At 73.5% G+C, this 18,849-nt stretch carries 11 protein-coding genes; 7 read left to right on the top strand and 4 right to left on the bottom strand.

Translation table 11 applies throughout. The features are described from left to right. Nucleotides 1–33 precede the first annotated feature (33 nt). Both pepN and WME97_RS12550 read left to right on the top strand, forming a co-directional pair. Nucleotides 34–2,649: an aminopeptidase N gene (gene pepN / locus WME97_RS12555; RefSeq protein WP_437552140.1), complete on the top strand. Its 2,616-nt coding sequence runs from the start codon at nt 34–36 to the stop codon at nt 2,647–2,649. 35 nt (nt 2,650–2,684) lie between these two features. Continuing rightward, on the top strand, nt 2,685–3,356 hold the full coding sequence (locus WME97_RS12550) for a class I SAM-dependent methyltransferase (protein ID WP_437552139.1): 672 nt from the start codon (nt 2,685–2,687) through the stop codon (nt 3,354–3,356). Nucleotides 3,357–3,392: 36 nt separating this feature from the next. Here the strand turns inward: WME97_RS12550 and WME97_RS12545 are convergent, their stop codons facing one another. Next, complete coding sequence (locus tag WME97_RS12545) at nt 3,393–3,833, bottom strand: CBS domain-containing protein (RefSeq protein ID WP_437552138.1); 441 nt, start codon at nt 3,831–3,833, stop codon at nt 3,393–3,395. A 204-nt stretch (nt 3,834–4,037) separates the two neighbouring features. On the opposite strand from WME97_RS12545, the gene WME97_RS12540 reads away from it, so the two are divergent. After that, complete coding sequence (locus WME97_RS12540) at nt 4,038–4,571, top strand: N-acetyltransferase family protein (protein ID WP_437552137.1); 534 nt, start codon at nt 4,038–4,040, stop codon at nt 4,569–4,571. A gap of 105 nt (nt 4,572–4,676) precedes the next feature. Here WME97_RS12540 and WME97_RS12535 read toward each other — a convergent pair whose 3' ends face one another. After that, entirely contained in the window at nt 4,677–5,096 is a 420-nt protein-coding gene (locus WME97_RS12535) for a hypothetical protein (protein ID WP_437552136.1), read from the bottom strand. A 438-nt stretch (nt 5,097–5,534) separates the two neighbouring features. On the opposite strand from WME97_RS12535, the gene WME97_RS12530 reads away from it, so the two are divergent. Further along, entirely contained in the window at nt 5,535–9,602 is a 4,068-nt protein-coding gene (locus WME97_RS12530; protein ID WP_437552135.1) for a serine/threonine-protein kinase, read from the top strand. 21 nt (nt 9,603–9,623) lie between these two features. Here WME97_RS12530 and WME97_RS12525 read toward each other — a convergent pair whose 3' ends face one another. Then, nucleotides 9,624–12,731 carry a PQQ-dependent sugar dehydrogenase gene (locus WME97_RS12525; RefSeq protein WP_437552134.1) on the bottom strand — a complete coding sequence of 1,036 codons (3,108 nt, stop codon included), beginning with the start codon at nt 12,729–12,731 and terminating at the stop codon, nt 9,624–9,626. A gap of 488 nt (nt 12,732–13,219) precedes the next feature. Here WME97_RS12525 and WME97_RS12520 point away from each other — a divergent pair, with 488 nt between their 5' ends. From WME97_RS12520 to WME97_RS12510, 3 genes are read left to right on the top strand one after another with little or no spacing between them, the layout of a single operon-like run. After that, complete coding sequence (locus WME97_RS12520) at nt 13,220–13,744, top strand: hypothetical protein (RefSeq protein ID WP_044964684.1); 525 nt, start codon at nt 13,220–13,222, stop codon at nt 13,742–13,744. Then, nucleotides 13,725–14,102, top strand: coding sequence for a hypothetical protein (locus WME97_RS12515; RefSeq protein ID WP_437552133.1), 378 nt, complete (start codon nt 13,725–13,727; stop codon nt 14,100–14,102). The genes WME97_RS12520 and WME97_RS12515 overlap by 20 nt, the downstream gene beginning before the upstream one ends. 17 nt (nt 14,103–14,119) lie before the next feature. Beyond that, nucleotides 14,120–16,579: a SpoIIE family protein phosphatase gene (locus tag WME97_RS12510; RefSeq protein WP_437552132.1), complete on the top strand. Its 2,460-nt coding sequence runs from the start codon at nt 14,120–14,122 to the stop codon at nt 16,577–16,579. A gap of 19 nt (nt 16,580–16,598) precedes the next feature. Here WME97_RS12510 and WME97_RS12505 read toward each other — a convergent pair whose 3' ends face one another. Beyond that, the gene (locus tag WME97_RS12505) at nt 16,599–18,767 is read right to left on the bottom strand and encodes a serine/threonine protein kinase (RefSeq protein WP_437552131.1); all 2,169 of its coding nucleotides are present in this window, start codon (nt 18,765–18,767) and stop codon (nt 16,599–16,601) included. Between the last annotated feature and the right edge of the window lie 82 nt (nt 18,768–18,849).

Genomic DNA, 18,849 nt, shown 5'->3' with positions numbered 1-18,849 from the left:
ACCCTCCGGCGGTTCGTCCTACGGTGTGCCGTCATGACGGAGAAGACCGGCGGCCCTGGAAGGGACGTGCTCACCCAGAAAGAGGCCGAGGAGCGCGCCGCGCGCATCGGCAGCGCGCGCTACGAGCTCTCGCTCGACCTCTCGCGCGGCGAGAGCGGCTACCGAGGCGAGGCGGTCGCGTACTTCGACGTCCGCGGCCACGGCGACACGTTCATCGACTTCCGCGGCGGGCGCATCGAGCGGCTCGAGATCAACGGCGTCGAGATCGAGCCCGCGTGGTCCGACTGCCGCATCCTCCTCCCGGGGAGGCTGCTCGCCCCGGAGACGCGCGTGCGCGTCGTCTACGAGAACGACTACGATCACACAGGCGACGGCTTCCATCACTTCCGCGACCCGGAGGACGGCGAGGACTACGTCTACTCGGACCTCGAGCCGTTCAGCGCCCACCGCGTGTTCCCCTGCTTCGATCAGCCGGACATCAAGGCGAGCTACCGGCTCTCCGTCACCGCGCCCGAGGACTGGGAGGTCATCGGCAACGCCCGCGTCGCGCGCACGTTCGGCGCCGGCCTCGGGCGCACGACGCGGGTGTTCGAGGAGACGACCCGGTTCAGCACCTACATCTTCGCGCTGATCGCCGGCCCGTACAGCGGCGTCCGCGACGAGCACCGCGGCATCCCCCTCGGGCTCTACTGCCGCAGGTCGCTCGCGAGGCACCTCGACGCCGAGGAGCTCTTCACGATCACGAAGCAGGGCTTCGACTTCTACCCGGAGTTCTTCGACTACCCCTACCCCTTCAGCAAGTACGACCAGGTCTTCGTCCCGGAGTTCAACGCCGGCGCCATGGAGAACGTCGGCGCCGTGACCCACAGCGAGCGCATGATCTTCCGGGACCCGCCGACGGACCACCAGCGCCTCACGCGCGCGGAGGTGCTCCTCCACGAGATGGCCCACATGTGGTTCGGCAACCTCGTGACCATGCGGTGGTGGAACGATCTCTGGCTGAACGAGAGCTTCGCCACGTACATGGCCTTCCTCGCGATGGAACAGGCGACCCGGTTCCAACCGGCCGTGTGGAAGGCGTTCAACGTCATGAAGAGCTGGGCCTACCGGCAGGACCAGCTCGTGACGACGCACCCCATCGCCGGGGAGCTCGCCGACACGGAGCACACGTTCCTCAACTTCGACGGCATCACGTACGGCAAGGGCGCCGCCGCGATGAAGCAGCTCGTCGCGGCGATCGGCCTCCCGGCCTTCCGCGAGGGGATGCGCCGGTACTTCAAGCGCTACCAGTACGGCAACGCGACGCTGCGCGAGTTCCTGTCCGCGCTGGAGGAGGGCTCCGGCCGCGACCTCGGCGCGTGGTCGCGCCTCTGGCTCGAGCAGGCGTCCCTCAACACGCTGACGGCCGAGTGGGAGCCCGACGGCGACCGCATCGGCCGGCTCCGCGTGCTGCAGACGGCGCCCGCCGACTACCCGACCCTCCGGCCGCACCGCATCGACGTCGCGCTCGCGCGCGAGGAGAACGGCGCGCTCGTCGTCGACTCGGTGCCCGCGGAGATCGACGGCGCGGCGACCGAGGTCGCGGCCGCGCGGGGGCAGCGGGCGCCGCTCCTCGTGTTCCCCAACCACAACGACCTCACGTTCGCGAAGATCGCGCTCGACCCGGCCTCGCTCGCGTTCGTGCGCGAGCACATGGGCCGCGTCGAGGATCCGCTCCTGCGCCAGCTGCTCTGGTCGTCGCTCTGGAGCATGGTGCGCGACCAGAAGCTCGCCTCCCCGGCGTACCTCGCGCTGGTGAGGGACAAGCTGCCCGCCGAGCCGGACCTCTCGCTCGTCGACCCGGTGCTCACGAACGCGGTGACGGCGCTCGCGCGCTACGTGCCGGATCCGCTGCGCGAGGCCGAGGCGAGCGCGTTCACCGGCCTCGCCCTCGCGGCCCTGCGGTCGGCCCCCCGCGGCGACGCGCAGATCGTGTGGGCGCGGGCGCTCTTCAACGCGGCGTACTCCGCGCCGGATCTCGCGCTGGCCGCGCGCCTCGCGGACGGCGAGATCGAGGTGGACGGCCTCGAGATCGACCAGGAGATGCGCTGGACGGTCGCCGTGAAGTGGATCGCGCGCGGTATGAAGGGCGCGGAGGAGCGGCTCGCCGCCGAGCGCGAGCGCGACCCGTCGGACCGCGGCCAGCGCGCCGCGCTCCGCGCCGAGACGGCGCGCCCGGATCCGGCGGCGAAGGCCGCGGCGTGGGCGCGCTTCCACGAGGAAGGGTACGGCTCGCTGCACCTCACCAGCGCGGCGATGTCGGGCTTCAACTGGTCGTTCCAGCGCGCGCTGCTCGAGCCGTACGCGCAGGCGTTCTTCGAGCGGGTGCAGCAGGTCTTCGAGACGCGGACGCACGAGCTCGCGTCCGCGTATTTCACGCATCTGTTCCCCTCGTACCGCGTCGAGCGGGACCTCGTCGCCCGCGCGGAGGCGCGGACCGCGGCGCTCGGGCGGGCCCCGGACGGCGCGCCGGCGGCGCCGCGGCTGCCGATGCTGGTCCGGATGCTCCGCGAGGCGAGCGACGACCTCGCGCGGGCGCTCGCCTGCCGGGAGCTGGCGGCGGCGAGCGCCGAGGGGCACCGCCCGGGGGGCGGGGGCGCCCCCGGCTGAGCGAGGAACCGGGGAGAGCGGCGCTCGAGGCGACGATGATCGTGCAGCTCGGGAAGACGTCCGTCACGTGGACGCGCGCGGACCTCGAGGCGAAGCTCGCCGGCCACGCGCGCGTCCTCATCGACGTCGGCACAGGCGACGGCCGCTTCGTGTACCGCTCGGCCGGCGCCAACGCCGATACGTACTGCATCGGCGTCGACCCCGCGGGGGAGCGGATGCGCGAGGTGTCGTGGCGCGCCAGCCGCAAGGTCACCCGGGGCGGCCGGCCGAACGCGCTCTTCGTCGTCGCGTCCGTGCAGGCGCTGCCCGAGGAGCTCACCGGGCTCGCCCACACCCTCACCCTCAATTTCCCCTGGGCCTCGCTGCTCTCGGCCCTCGTGCTGCCCGAGGCGCCGGTGCTCGAGGCGCTGCGCCGGCTCGTCCGACCGGGCGGGGAGCTCATCGCGCTGCTCAACCAGAGCGTCTTCGACGACCGGCCCTACGCGGCGCGGCTCGGGCTCCCCGAGCTCTCGGACGCGTGGGTCGATGACACGCTGCGCCCCGCCTACCGCGCGGCGGGCTTCGAGATCCGGGCGAGCGAGCTCGTCGAGGGGGAGATGCCGCACCAGACGAGCTGGGGACAGCACCTCACGCTCGCGTCGGGCCGGAGGACGCGCCTTCTCACGGCCGAAGCGATAGGCGCGATCGGCGGCGAAGCGCCGGGGTGAAGGCGCCGCTAGGCGCGCTGGCGGCGCTCAGGCGAGCTATCGCGTGCTCTCGTGCTGCACCGCCTCCCGCTCGGTCACCCGGCGGATGGTCTGCGCGGTGTGCCTGTCGTCCTCGCTCTGCGCGATATCCGACAGGCTGATGATGCCGACCAGGCGGCCGTCCGCCTCGGTGCACAGGACGCGCGACTTGTGGTGCTGCCCCATCAGCTGCTCCGCGCGTTGCACGTCGTCGTCGGGCCGGCACGCGACCACCCCGCGCGTCATGACGTCGCCCGCCTTCGTGCTCAGCGGCCGGTTGTGGGCCAGCACCCGGATGGCGAGGTCGCGGTCCGTCAGCGCCCCGAGCACCCTCCCGGCGCTATCGCAGACAGGAAGGAAGCCGATGTTCGCGTCGCGCATCTTGCACGCGGCCGTCTGGATGGTGTCGTCGGCCAGGACGCTCTGGATGTCTTGCTTCATGATCTCCTTGCACAGCATGGTTCCCTCCTTCGGTTCCGTTTGCAGCGCTCGGCAGCGTCACCGCGCACAAAAGGACCTTAGGGGACGATCGCGGGCGAGGGATGGAGCATCATGATGAATGCGGCGTCGGGGGCCGCTTGATCGCGCCTCCGGCGGGCGAGCGCGCCGGGCGGCGCCCCGGCGAGGCGCCGCGGCGAAAGCCAACCTGGGGTGCGAGACACCATGTCAGAGCGGATCACAGGGGCGGTCATCCGCCGGGCGCGGCCGGCCGACGCGGCCGTCATCGCGCGCATCGAGGTCGACTCCTGGCAGGCGGCCTACCTGGGCCTGGTGCCGGCGGCCGATCTCAACGCCCTCTCCGTGCCGGCGCGCGAGGTGAGCTGGCAGCGCATCCTGAGCCGCGACGGCGCGACCGGGACGCGGACCTGGGTGCTCTGCGCCGAGGACGCCGGGCTCGGCTTCGCGAGCGCCGGGCCGACGCGCGACGACGACGACCCGGGCGACGTCGGCGAGCTCTACACGATCTACCTCCTGCCCGCCGCGTGGGGGCGCGGGCTCGGCGCCGCGCTGCTCGACACGGCGCAGGCCGACCTGGCCCGGCGCCGCCACAGGACCATGACGATCTGGGTCCTCGAGGGGAACACCCGCGCGCGCCGCTTCTACGAGCTCTCCGGCTTCACCCGCGACGGCGCGCGGCGGTGGGCGCGGGTCGGCGCCGGCAGCCTCCCGGAGATCCGCTACCGGCGAGCGCTGTAGCGCCCCGGATCCCACGCCGAGGGCGGCGGCGCCCCGGGGTGCCCCGCCGAGGGCGGCGCCGGCCCGTGCACCAGCGACGGCATCGAGCCCCGGCGCCCCGGCGCGCTAGCCGAAGCGCACGACGATGCTGCTGTAGCCGCCCCGCGGATCGTGCTGGGAGGTGATCTTTCCCCAGGGATACTCGTACGGCGGCGCGCCGAGGATCGACGCCAGCCAGGCGTCGTGGCTGGCCTTGCGCTCCGCCTCCTCCTTCTCGGACCAGTCGTTCCAGAACGCCTTCGACTCGGCGCCCACCTCGAACAGCTCGACCCACGCGATCTTGCCGCTGCAGAAGTGCAGCGTGATGCGGAAGGTCCTGAAGCCGATGCGCTGGCGCGACATCCGGTATCCGCTCCACGGCTGCGTCTGGCTCAGGGCGTTGGCCATCCGCGCGAGCGGCGACGACAAGAACTGCGCTTCCGAGTACGAGGGCCCGATGCGAAGCCCGGATGTGAGCTCGATCTCGCCCGTCTGTCGATGGATCATCCAGCCCTCCGACCGCTCGGAACAGCATACACCACAGCTCGCGGACCGGCGCGGCTCAGCCGAGCCCCGCCGACGTCCGTGCGCGACAGTCACGCGCGGACCCGACTCCGCCTCTCCGAAGGTGGGTGTTCGACGGAGATTCACCCCTGCCGATCGCTCGCACAGCTGCTCGGAGGACAACAGCCGCGATCCCTCTCGCGCAGCGCGAGGGACGCCGCTGTCCTCCGGTGTCGACACGACACCCACGATGTCGCGGGTGACCGAGCAGACCGAGCACCCACTTTCGCCATGGGCATAAGGAGGTGTCGCGCAATGCGGTTTTCCTGCTCGTGACAACCCGCAACACCGGTAATATCGGTCACGGATCGCGCCGGGCCCCACCCGAGGTCATCCGAGGTCTTCTTGCCGCGTTGCCCTTCCTGCCATCGCCGACTCGCAGTGCTCACCTCCTGCTCGACGGACGGAGCCACGGCGCCGTCCCGCCCGGCGCCGGTCGATCTCGACGCCGAGACGCCGCCGTCCGTCGCGGGCTTCCGCGTCGGCTCGCCGCTCGCGGCGGGCGCCTTCTCGGTCCTCTGGGCTGCGACGCGGTCGGAGGACGGCGCTCCCGCCGTGCTCAAGATCAGCAGGGCCCACTCGCTGCTCGCGCGCGAGCGGTTCCGCAGCGAGGCGTGGGCGCTCGAGCAGCTCGGTCCCCCGGCCTCGCCTCGCCTGTTCCAGAACGGCGTGCTCGAGGACGGCCGCGCGTACATCGCGATGGAGCGGCTCCGCGGCGAGACGCTGGCGGCCCACCTCGAGGGCCTGCCCGCCGCGCCCGACCTGCGCTCCGCCCTCGACGTCGCGCTCGGCGTGCTGAGCTGCCTCCAGGTGGTGCACGAGCGCGGCCTGGTCCACCTGGATCTCGCGCCCGAGAACGTCTTCCTCGAGCCTGACGGCGGCGTGCGGCTCCTCGACTTCGGCCTCACGCAGCGCGAGCGCGGCGTCGTCTGCCACCCGGCGGACAGCGCGCTCACCACGCTGGGCGCCATGCTCGGGACGCCCGAGGTCGCGTCGCCCGAGCGGCTCCGGGGCGAGCCGCTCGACGCGCGCGCGGATCTCTACGCCTTCGGCGCGCTCCTCTTCGAGCTGCTCACGCTGCGCCCTCCGTTCGCGGGCGATCCCGCGGACGTCGCGCAGGGGCACCTCGGCCGGCTCCCCCCCAGGCCGAGCGGGATCGCCCCGGTCCCGCCGTCCATCGAGGCCCTCGTCCTCGCCTGCCTCGCCAAGGAGCGCGCGCGCCGCCCGGCCGACGCCGCGGGCCTGCGGGCCGCGCTCGCGTCGGCGGGCGCCGAGGCGCTCGCCCTGACCGGCGGCGCCGCCGGCGCCGCGGCGATCGCGGGAGACGACGCCGCCACCGGCTCCACGGACCGGCACGACACGGTGGTGCTCGCCCTGGAGGCCCGCGGCGCCGAGGCCGAGGTCCGCGCCGCCGTGGCCCGCCACGGCGGGCACCTCGCGCGGCAGCGCGGCTACCGCTTCGTCGCGATCTTCCCCGGCCCGAAAGAGGCGGCCGCGGAGCGCGCGCTCCTCGCGGGGCGGGAGATCGTCGCCTCGGTCGGCGCGCCCCTCGCGATCCACGTCGCGCCGTTGAAGCTCCGCCGCGACGCCGAGGGCGTCCACGCCGCCGGCATCGCCGTGGAGCGGCCCGAGTCGTGGCTGCCCTCGGATCCGTGGCGCGGCATCGCGCTCAGCGCCGAGCTCGTCACCGCCCACGCCGGGTTCGACGTCGCCGCGGCGAGCGAGGACGGCCGCTACTTCTTCGCCCCGGACGCGCCCCCGCCCTCGGGCCATCGCGGCGCCGCGCGCGCCGCGCCGCCGCTCGTCGGGCGCGGCGAGGCCCAGAGCGCCGCCGAGGAGAGCCGCGAGCGCGCGCTCGCGGGCCTCGGGCCCGGCCTCTGCGCGCTGATCGGCGAGCGCGGCGCCGGCAAGTCGCGCCTCGCCGAGGAGATCGCCGAGAGCAGCCGGCGCGCGCACCCCGGCGCGCTCGTGATCTCGCTGCGCGCCGAGCCGGAGCTCGGCGCGCGCCCCGGGGGCGGCTACGGCCGGACCGCGGCCGCCTTGCTCGCCGAGGTGCTCGGCGCGAGGGACGGCGCCCTCGCGGCGCCCGGCGACCCGCGCGCGTTCTGCGTCGAGCGGCTCGGAGAGCCGCTCGGCGGCGAGGTGTGGCCCGCCGTGGCCGCGATCCTCGGCTGGCCGGGCGGCTCCGCAGGCCGGCCGCCGCCGCGCCGCGGGAGCGTGATCCGGGCGCTCGCCGAGGGGCTCCGCCGGAGGGCGATGGAGCGGCCCGTCGTCGTGATCGTCGACGACGTGCACCTCGCCGACAGCGCCACGCTCGACGCGCTCGACCTCGCGACGCGGCGCGAGGCGTCGGTCTCGCTCTGGGTGCTGCTCGCCGGCGCCCCGGCGCGCTGCTCGCCGGCGCCGCGGCGCCACGCGCTGAGCGCCCGCAGCCACGCGCGCGATCACGTCGCGCTCCCGCCGCTCGACGACGCCGCGGGGCTCCTGCTCTGCGCGGAGCTCCTCCGGCCCGCGGAGCCTCCGCCGAGCGCGACGCTCCGGCGCATCTGCGCGTGGGCCGGCTACAACCCCCGCGCCCTCGTGGAGCTCACACGGGCGACCAAGCGCGCGGGCCTCGTGCGGCTGCGGGCGAGATCGAGCGGCCACCAGCTCGCGACCGCCGAGCTGGAGAGGCTCCCGCCGTCGCCCGCGTGGCAGTGGTTCGCCGCGGGGCAGCTGGAGGCGCTCCCGCCGGAGCTCGCCGCGTGCGCGAGGCTCTGCGCGGTGCTCGGCTTCGAGCTCTCGGAGGACGTGGCGGCGAGCGTGCAACGCGCGCTCGAACGCGAGGGCGAGCGCGAGGACGCGGCGGCGGCGAGCGTCGACCACGTCGATGTCCCGAGCGCCCTGCGCGCGCGCGTCGACGTACCGAGCGCGCTGCGCGCGCTCGTGGCGCGGGGGCTCCTCGTCCCCCGCGGCGCGCACGGCGCCGCGCACGGCGAGGGCACCCTCTGCGGCGGCGCCAGCTACGCCTTCCGGAGCGCGCTCTTGCAGGAGGCCATCTACGCGCTGCTCGCGGAGGACCAGCGCGCGGCGATGCACCGGCACGCGCTCGCCGTCTGGGAGCTCATGGCCGAGGCCCGGCCGAGGGCGCCGGATCTGCTCGAGCCGATCGCGCGCCACGCCGCGGCCGCCGGGGCGCGCGCGCGCGCGGCGCACGCGTACCTGCTCCTCGGCGATCTCCAGCGCGACCAGCACAACAACGCGGTGGCGGAGGGCCACTACGCGTCCGCGCTCCTCTGGGCCGACGGCGACGATCAGCGCCAGCGGTACCTCGCGCTCCTCGGCCGCGCGCGCGTGCGCTACCGCGTCCTGCGCACCGGCGAGGCGCTCGACGATCTCCGCTCCGCGGGGGCGCTGGCCCGGACGATGAAGGACCCGCGGATGATCGCGGAGGCGCTGCTCGAGGAGGCGACCGCGCTCGACTGGGCGGGCGCCTGGGAGGAGTCGGCGGCGCGCGTCGAGGAGGTGATCCCGCTGCTCGACGCCCGCGAGGGCCGCGCCGACGCAGCGCTCGCCGCGCGCTTCGAGGTCGCCGCCGGCCGCTCGGCGTTTCGCAAGGGCAACCTGGACGACGCCCTCGAGCGGCTCACGCACGGCGTGGAGCGCGTCCGCGAGGCCGATCACGACACGCACGTGACCGGGCTCACGCTGCTGGCCTGCGTGCTCGCGCGGTCCGGCCAGCTCGAGGAGGCGGAGCGGCGCTTCGACGACGCCGTGCGCAGCTGCGAGGAGCGCGGCGACCGGGCCCACCTCTGCGCGGCGCTCGTCCGCCGCGCGGAGCTCTGGCCGGCGCTCGACGCCCCGGATCGCGCGATGGCGGACCTCCGGCGCGCGGTCCAGCTGGCCCGCGAGGAGGCGAGCGCCCTGGCGGAGCGCGACGCGACGATCAAGCTCGCGGAGCTGCTTTATCTCTGGGGGCACGAGGACGAGGCGCTGCCCCTGGTGCGGCAGGCGCGCTCGCTCGACGAGCAGCTCAAGGACAGGCCGGCCTACAGGAGCGCGCTCCTGCTCGCGCGGATCCACGCGATGCGCGACGAGCACGCGGACGCGAGCCGGCAGCTCCGGTGGCTCAGGGCGCAGGGGGCGGTCGCGGATCTCCCGCCGTACGCCCAGGCCCTCCTCGGCGTCATGCAGCTCGCCGTGAAGGACCCGAGGTCCGGCATGGAGAGCACGCGCACGCGGGCGACGGCGCGCGAGGAGGGGGAGCCGCCCGGCGAGCTGGGCGGCGTCCTCAGCGCCGATCAGCGGGTCGAGCTCCTCTACTGGCGGGCGCGCGCCCTGGTCGATGCCGGCCGCCCCGAGGATCTGGCGCTGCTCCTCGCGCGCACCGCGCCGCTGCTCGCCCAGAGCCGGGCCTGGCGCCCGCGCTTCGCGAAGCTCCGGGCGGGCGACGGGCAGCTCGCGGGATAGCGCCGCCGGGGCGCGGGGCCTTCACCTCGGATCGACGCGGAACACCTCGCCGGTCAGCATGACGACGTAAAGCTCGCCCGCGGCGTCCTCGCCGAACGAGGCCGCGGGCAGGCGCGACTCGAGGTCCGCCGTGATCTCGACGTGATCCCGCGCCCTCGAGCCGTCCCACCGCAGCGTCCAGAAGCGGTGTGTCCCGTAGTCGCCGTAAACGTACCTTCCCCGGAGGCACGGAATCGCCGAGCCGCGATAGACGTAGCCGCCCGTGATCGAGCCGCCCTCTCCGCTCGAGTGGCTGTGCTCCACGGCGGGCGCGACGCCGACGCGGGAGCACCCGGCGGCGACGCAGTGGTCGCCCTCCATCGCAGGCCACCCGTAATTGCGCCGCCCGGTGCGCGCGGGCTCGATGTCGAGCTCTTCCCAGGCGTTCTGTCCCACGTCGGCGATGTAGAGATCCCCCGTGCTCCGGTCGAAGCTGATGCGCCATGGATTGCGCAGTCCGTAGTCCCAGACGAGCGGGTTCACGCCCGCGCCGGAGAGGTTGCCTGGCGGGCCGAGCCCGCTGTCCACGTCGATCCGCAGGATCTTGCCGAGCGGGGACGAGAGATCCTTCGCCGGAGAGGCCGAATACGGCGTGACGGCCGAATCGCCGACGGACGCGTAGAGGTAGCCGTCGAGGCCGAACGCGAGCGTGCCGCCCACGTGGTTCCAGCCGCCGTGCCTCGCGTCGAGGAGCGTCCGGACAGGCACGCTCCCCGGCGACGTGTCGGCGACATCGGGGTTCGAGGCCGAGCGGCGGAACTCGGCGATCGTGACGTTGCCCCTGGGCGCGGCGGTGTAGAAGAGCCAGAACCTGCCATTCTCCGCGTAGGCCGGGTGAAACGCCATCCCGAGCAGCCCGCCCTCCGCGGTCGGGCTGGGCGCGCACACGAGCGGGTTCGCGCTCGCGGGCGGCGAGGGCGGGCACGATGTCCCGCCGCGGATGTCGAGGAACGGGGTGGACCGGAGGACACCGTCCTTGATCAGGCGGACGACGCCGTCCTTTTCGAGGACGAACATCCTCGATCGGTCGCCCGGCGGGCTCGCGAGGAAGACGGGTGTCGCAAGGCCGGCCGCGACCTGCGTGAGCTTCAGGCGCGGCACCCCGGCGCACGCGACGCCGGAGCCGCCGCTGCCGGCGCCGGAGCCGGAGCCGTCGCTGCCGGCGCCGGAGCTGGAGCCGGAGCCGTCGCTGCCGCTGGTACCGCTGCCGGAGCTCGCGCTCGTGCCGCTGGCGCCAACGCTCGCGCCGCCTGCGGCGCCGCCCGCGCTGCCACCGCCGCTCCCTGCCTCGGGCGGCGGCCCGAGGCCCTCGATCCACGAGCGAACAGCCGCCAGGCCCGCCGCGTCGGCGGCGTCCGACGCGATCGGCGGCATCTGCGCCCTGGAGCCGCGGTGCTCCATCCGCCGCACGACGGCGCTCGACTCGGGATCTCCCGGCGTGATCCGGTGGAGCGCGCCGGGCTCCCAGAAGCTGGGTGTCACGCCCACGCCGGTCGTATACGTATCGGTGCTCTCCACCGTGGTGTTCGCCGCGAGCAGGCGTGTCCGCAGGGTCGCGACGCCGGTGCTGTTGTGGCAATTGCCGCAGTTCGCATGGAGATAGCCGAGCGCGGCGGCCGCCCGGGCGTCTCCCGGCGGGCGCACCCCTCCCCGCATCGGGACGGTGAGCCACCCGGCGTCGCTCAGGGACGCCATCGTCTCGCCCGGTCCATCGTGGCTCAGCTGCAGCGCGCTGAAGCCGAGGACGCGCTCCGGGAGCTTTCCGTGGCACTCCCAGCAGTCCGCGGTCCGCGGGATGTCGTGCGCGGTCCCGCGCGCGTCCTCGACGCCCGCCTCGACGAGGAACGCGTCGTTCCTCGCCGGATCCCACGCGTACGCGGCGAACAGCCAGTCGTCGATGCCGGGCCCGAACCGGTGGATGAACCGCGTCTCCACGGCCACGCCCTCCGCGCGGAACTCCTTCCAGAAGCGCGCGCCCACCGGCAGCGACCAGTGATCCATGTCGCTCGTGTCGACGGTGGAGCAGGGCGGCAGGTACACGAAGCGCCGCTTCGCCGCCCCGTCCGACCAGAGCTCGTAAGCAGGACGAAACTCGCGCGTGCCCGCTGCCCGCGATCGCGTCGTGATGTCGGCGTAGAGCCCGGTCTGGGAGAGCCGCGCGGGCGGCAGCGGATCGGGCGGCAGCGCGGCCCCGTCGGCGCACGGCTCATCGTCCGCCGCGCTCGACGCGCCGGTCGAGCTCGACGCGGCGGCGCTCGACGTGGCCGCGCTCGACGCGGCGGCGCTCGACGTGGCCGCCGCCGGGCCCGCGCAGGGAGCGCAGCGCGGCCCTCCGCAGTCGAGGCCCACCTCGAGGCCGTTCATCACCCCGTCCGAGCAGGTCACGTAACAGACGTCGAGCCTCGGGCGCTCCTGCGCGCTGCCGATCTCGCTGCTCCTCAGGTAGGTCGTGTGCGCGCGCTCCTCGTCGAGCAGCACGCCGTCGTTCCGCGCCGTCCCGAGCGCCCACGACTGCACGAGCGCCGACACGTCCGTCGCGCGAGCGCCGACGCCGGCCTCGGCCGCGAGGGTCGCCGCGCTCTCGCCTTCAAAGCCGCTGTCCCCGATGCTCCACCAGGTGACGGTGCGCTCGTCCCACGGCACCGTGACGCGGTGTACGCTCACAGCGCTGCTCTCCACCGCGTACGTCTGATGGAAGACCAGCGAGGCAGAGAGGACCGTCGCGCCGACGGGCACGGGAGAGAGCCCGAAGTACACGACAGACCGGCGGCGGCCGGCGCCCGCGGCCCACCCCGTCGAGAGGTTCGGAGATGCGGAGTCGTTCCACCCCGGAGCGTTTTGCCACAGTGTCGCGTCTCTCACCGTGCCGAGCGTTCCACGCTGGATGGTGACGCACACCGCACCATCGCTCGACAGCGCCGCCGAGGCCGCTCCGAGCGCCGCCGAATCCCCCTCTCCGACGCCGGGAATCGCGCCGGAGGGGCGCCCGGGCTCGCCCTCCGTCCCGGGCGCGGAGCTGCAGCCGATCGCCGCCGCTGCAGCGGCGCCGGCCAGGACGCCGCGCATCACGAGAAAAGGGACGCCCGTCATCGCCGCCAAGCGACGTGGGCGGCGGCGCGACGGCCCGAGTGGCCAGGGCGGCCCGAGCGAGAAGCATCGTTGTTCCATACAGCAATACCCTCCTTGCTGGGTCGCCCGGCCGGATGTTTCCCTCAGGTGAAGGCGCATGTGCGCGAGCCGCGCGGTGGCCGCACCGGATCCATGGACACACCTGGGCACCGATGGACGCCACGTTCGTCATCAACGAGCATGCCACTCCGCCGTGGGCGACGCGTCGCGTTATGCCCTGGAGGAAAGCGCGCTCGTCGCGCGAACTGCGAAGCGCATCACATTCCGAGGTGAGAACCGCATCACATCGGAGGCGCGATGGCGGAGCTCGCTCCGGGTGCCCTCCCTTGTTCCGCGCTCACGCTCTCACGAGAGGGGAACGTGAGGGGAACGAGAGGGGAGCAAGAAGCCGCGCCGCCAGCGGAACTAGTGGTTGGATCCTGCGCGAGGGCGGCGTAGCATAACAGATTGTGTCATCCCCCGAACCGACGCAGAGCGCCTCGCTATTCCTCTGCATCACCTTCTTTCCGAGCGAGCGCCTGGCGACGGCGGTGCTGCGGCTGGTGTCCAGCTTCTGCGGCGCCGTGCTGGACGACGCGAATGTGAGCTCGCGGTTCTACATGGCCGCGCACGAGCTCGCCGAGAACATCACCAAATACTCCACCGGACCTCGCGTCAGCCTCGAGCTCGCGCTGGAGGAGGACGAGCGGTCGCACATCATGAAGATCCGCGCGCGCAACGAGGCGTCGCCGGAGCGGCTGCGAGAGGTCGAGAAGCGGCTGCTCGACCTGAAGACCGCGAGCGACCCGCTGAAGCACTACGACGACCTCATCACGGAGACAGCGATGGTCGAGGGCGTCTCCGGCCTCGGCCTCGCGCGCGTCCGCGCCGAGGGAGGGCTCGACGTCGACTACAAGATCGAGGGCAACGAGCTCACGATCATCGCGCACGCGCCGCTCGAGCGGTGGAGGATGAATGGACAGCCTAAGGGTTGATCGCATCACCACGGACAGCTTCGGCATCGAGCCGGCGCTGCTCGGCGATCGCCTGAGTATCAAGCTCACCGGGACGGGCGACATGGCGGCGGCCGCCCCGCTCGGCGCCTATTGCAAGGAAGTCCAGCACGAGGTCCGGCGCCTCTCGCTCGCAGCGGTAGAGTTCGACATACGCGCGCTGTACTTCCTGAACTCCAGCTGCCTGAAGGCGTTCATCGCCTTCATCGCCGGCGTCACCGGCCAGGGCCCCAGCTGCAAGATCCGGTTCGTCACGGACGCGAGGCTCGGGTGGCAGCGGCGGAGCCTGGCGGCCCTGGAGCGCATGTCCCCCGGCCTCGTCTCCATCCACGACAAGTGAACGGGGAGCGATAGATCATGGCGGCGAAGCGCCACACGATCGCCCTCCTGACCGACTACCTCTGCGGCGAGTACCAGTCCGAGGCGCGCTTCGGGGTCGAGCGCGCGGCCGAGGCGCACGACGTCAACCTCATCGTGGCCTTCGGCGAGACGCGCGCCCGCCAGGGCTACACGCTGGACGCCCGGGGCGGGATCTATTCGCTCATCGGCGCGACGACGGTCGATGGGGCGGTGATCATGTCGTCGGCGCTCACGAACCACGTCGGCCCCGACGGAGCGCGCGAGTTCTGCCGATCGCTCGCGCCCTTGCCCGTGTGCAGCGTGGGGCTCGCGCTGGACGGCATCCCGAGCGTCATCGTCGACAACGCGGTCGGGGGGGAGGCGGCGGTCGCGCACGTGCTCGACGACCACGCGTGCAAGCGCGTCGCCTACATCAGCGGGCCTGCCAACAACGAGGAGGCGAAGCTGCGCGCCGTGGCGTACCGGAGGGCCCTCGAGGCGCGCGCGCTCCCCTATGACGAGCGCCTCTTCGTGTACGGCGACTTTCTGATCGACGGCGGCCGCCGCGCGATGCGCGAGCTCCTCGGGCGCAGGGTCCAGTTCGATGCCGTCGTCGCCGGCAACGACAACATGGCCCTCGGCGCGATGGACACGCTGAAGGCGCACGGCATCGACGTCCCTGGCGACGTCCTCGTGTGCGGGTTCGATGACGTCGCCGTCTCGCGCGTCACCAGGCCGTCGTTGACGACCGTCCGCCACCCGATCAAGGAGCTCGGGGCGCTCGCCGTCGAGACGGTCGTGCGCCAGCTCCGCGGCGAGCGCGTGCCGGAGTGCAGCCTCCTTCCCGTCGAGCTCACGCGGCGCGAGTCGTGCGGCTGCGGCTACTACGCTGCCCTCCCGCGCGCGACCGCGGCGCCTCCGCGCCGCGAGCCGCTCTCCATCGCCGCGCAGCGGGAGCCGCTGGAGCGCGCGCTCGCGCGGTGCGTGACCGTCCCGGCGGCGTCGCGCGAGGCGTGGCCCCGGGAGCTGCTCTCCGCGCTCGAGGAGGAGCTGAGCGGGCAGGAGGGCCGCTTCCTGACGGCGCTCCAGGACCTCCTCGACGCGGCGGGGCGCGAGGGCGTCGCCCTCGACCAGTTCCAGGGCGCGATCACGCTGCTCCGCGCGAAGATCGGCCGGGCGCCCGGCGGCGCCTCCGAGGACCGCCTCGAGCGGCTCTGGCACACGTGCCGCATCCTGATCAGCCACGCCTCCGTCCGCGCCGAGGGCGAGAAGCGGCTGTACCTGGAGCGCGCGTCGGTCAACCTCAGCTGGACCGGCATGTTCTTCTCGACCTGCCTCGGCATGCCCACGCTCCGGCGCACGCTCGCGGCGGAGCTGCCGAAGCTGGATCTCACGCACGTCGCCATATCGCTCTTCGACGATCCCCGGGGCGCCACCCTGCAGTCGCTCTTTCTGATGGAGAACAGCCGCGAGGTGGAGCCGCCGCCCGCGAGCTTCGCGTCCTCGCGCCTCGCGCCGCCCGGATTCCTGAGCTCGTCGGAGCGCTGGAGCGTCGTCGCGATGCCGCTCACGTTCGGCGAGACGGAGAACTACGGCGTCGCGCTCGTCAACAGCGGCGCGAACGAGATGGTCTACGACGCGGCGCGCCTCCAGATCGGCTCCGCGATGAAGGCGGTGTCGATGCACCGGGAGATCGTCCGGCACGTGGAGGTGCGCGAGCGGCTGGAGCAGGAGAGGGTCGACCAGGAGACCCTGGTCGCGAAGCACATCCAGACCACGCTCGTCCCGGCGCACCTGCATGTGGAGGGGCTCGATCTCTCCGCGATGATGCGGCCGGCCGCGGAGGTCGGCGGCGACTACTACGACGTGCTCCCCACCCGGGACGGCGGGTGGCTCGGGATCGGCGACGTCGCGGGGCACGGGCTCGTGGCGGGCCTCGTCATGTTGATGATCCAGAGCATGGTCGCGGCCATGACGCGCAGGGATCCGCGCGCCCGCCCGGGCGAGGTCGTCTCGGCGCTCAACCGCGCGATCTACGACAACATCCGCGACCGGCTGAAGCGCGACGAGCACGCGACCCTGCTGCTGCTGCGCTACGAGCGCGACGGGCGGGTGACGTTCGCGGGCGCGCACGACGACATCCTCGTGTGCCGCGCGAGGACGCGGAGGAGCGAGTGCATCCCGAGCTCCGGCGTGTGGGTCGGCGTCCTGCCGTCCATCGACGCGATGACCACGGACGCCGAGCTCGTCCTCGAGGACGGCGACCTGCTCGTGCTCTACAGCGACGGGGTGACGGAGGCGCGCAACGCGCACCGGGAGCAGTTCGGGCTCTCGCGGCTCTGCGCCACCGTCGAGGCCGCCCAGGACGCGCCGGTCGACGACATCCGCGACCGGATCCTGCGGGAGGTCGACGGCTGGTGCCCCAGCCCGGACGACGACATCACGATCGTCGTGGGCAGGTACCGCGCGCCGCGGTGATGGCGGCTCACCGGGCTCGTCAGCCGGTGACGCGGCCCTCGATGATCCCGCCGTCCGCGGTGATGGCGACGACCACCTCGCCGTCGACGAACAGCGACACCACCGGGCCGACCCAGGCGTCGTTCTCCCAGACGCACTCCCACACCCCGGCCATGGGCGGGATGCCGCCGCGCCGCACCCAGATGCGCCCCGCGCTGCCCGCCCAGGCGCGCCCCTCCGCGTCGATCGTCGCGGACGACAGGGCGCGCCGCGGCTCGATGATCTCCGTGAAGACGCTCTGCCCGTACCGCCAGACGACGCTGCCCTCCGCGCCGACGGCGATGCCCACGCCGAGATCGGGCCGCCCGGCGCACGCGACGAACGCGCGCGCCGGCGGCGCCGGGATGCGCTCCAGGTGCCAGTCGAGCGGCGCGTAGAGCGCGACGAGCCCCTCGCCCTTGGTCGACCGGCCGACGACCAGCCACCGCTCGTCCTCGACGCGCGCGACCGCGGCGAGGAGCGCGACGCCGTCGGCCGGCATCGGCCGCAGCCAGCGCTTGGCGATGAACGCGTGGAGGAGCGGCCGCGGATCGTTCGGCGTCGTCGAGACGAGGATGCCCATGTCCTCGAGGTCGCCGCTCAGCGCGACGTGGCTCTGCGGCTCTCCCGGCAGCTGGAAGACGCCCGTCACGCCGCCCGTCGTGTACACGGCGAGCGTCGATGCGTCGCCGCCGATGAGCCACCGGCCGGGCCCGATCCGGTGCACGAAGCGCACGCCCTGCGGGCTCGGGAGGCCGCCGGACGACGCCTCGCTCCAGCTCGTCCCGTTCCAGAAGAGCAGCCCCCCCGTGGCCGCCGCGAGGCACCGGCCATAGCCGTCCCAGGCCACGCTCCGGATGACCGAATCGAGGCTCGGGTGGTGGAGCACGCTCCACGTCCAGCGCTCGACGACCGCCGACAGGCGCGGCGCGGGCTCCCGCGAGGCGCGCGGGGGCGCGCTGATGATCTCGGCCTCGATCGGGCGGTCCTGGCTCGGGCGCTCGGCGGCCTTGGCGTTTCGCGGCGACAGCAGCGTCTGGCCGAGCTCGCCCTTGAGCTGCACCGGCGCGTTCATGTGCGTGGACGGGACGGTCATCGGACCGACCTCCTCCGCGGCGCGCACGCGCTGCTCCCCCGCGCTCGCCACGATCCGCTGCTCCAGCGCGGAGATCGGCGACGCGGGGCGGAGGTACGGCGAGAGCATCGCGGCCACGGCCACCGCCTCCTGGAGGCGCTCCTGGGCCTCGCCGGTGGACGCCCAGCGGAGCGCGAAGTCGATCGACTTGCACGCCTGGTCGTTGCCGCGCAGCGCGGGGTGGAGCCACCGCGTCTCGACGATGCTCCGGCGCGTGCGCGCCATGGCGGCCATGAGCGCCTGCGCCTGCGACTCCGCGATGATGTACTCCTCGCCCGTCAGCAGGAAGAAGATGACGGACGCGAGGTTGAAGATGTCGGTCCACGGGCCGATCGTGCTCGGATCGGCGGACAGCATCTCCGGCGGCGCGACCCCGGCGTTGCCGACGACGCCGGCCATGATCGTCTCGCGGATGCCGCGCGGCCGCGCCATGCCGAAGTCGCTGATCTTGAACAGCTCGTCGTCGCCGGAGCCGCAGCAGAGGATGCTCTCCGGCGTGAGCTGCCGGTGGACGACGCCGACGTCGTGCACCGCCGACAGCCCGCTCGTGATGCACTCGATGGCGCGCGTCGCGCGCGCCGGATCGAACGCGTGGCCCGTGGCCTGGATGGTCCCCTGCACCCGCTGCCGGAGCGTCACGCCCTGCACGCCACCGTGCACGTACTCGATGGTGATCCAGGGGAGGTTGAGCGCCTTCGTGCCGCGGCGGACCTCGAACGTGCCGGTGTCGATGAGCCGGACCACGAAGGGGGTCGGAGGGACCTGCTCGTTGAGGCGGCCGAGGGACACCGCCTCTTTCTTCACGATGACGGCCGCCGACGGACCCATCTGCCTGAAGAGCGACGGCCGGAGGATCTTGACGACCACGGGCGTCTCGCCTTCGGGCGCGGTGCGGACCGCGTAGAACGAGACGAACATCGTCCCGGCCCCGGCGCGCGACACGATCCGGTAGCCGATGCTTGGCGAGAGGTCGCTGCCGATCGTGGCACCCTGCAGACCTCCGAGCGCCTCTTCATCGCTGGGTATTGTGAGCACGTGAACGACCATAGCGCACCCGGCGCGGCGTGGAACAACTTGCCGGGGGGGGAGCCACGCCGCCGCCTCGGGCATCGCCGGC

This window comes from Sorangium sp. So ce367, assembly GCF_051520455.1.
GTDB lineage: Bacteria > Myxococcota_A > Polyangia > Polyangiales > Polyangiaceae > Sorangium > Sorangium cellulosum_B.
This window is presented reverse-complemented; position numbering and strand designations above follow the sequence as displayed.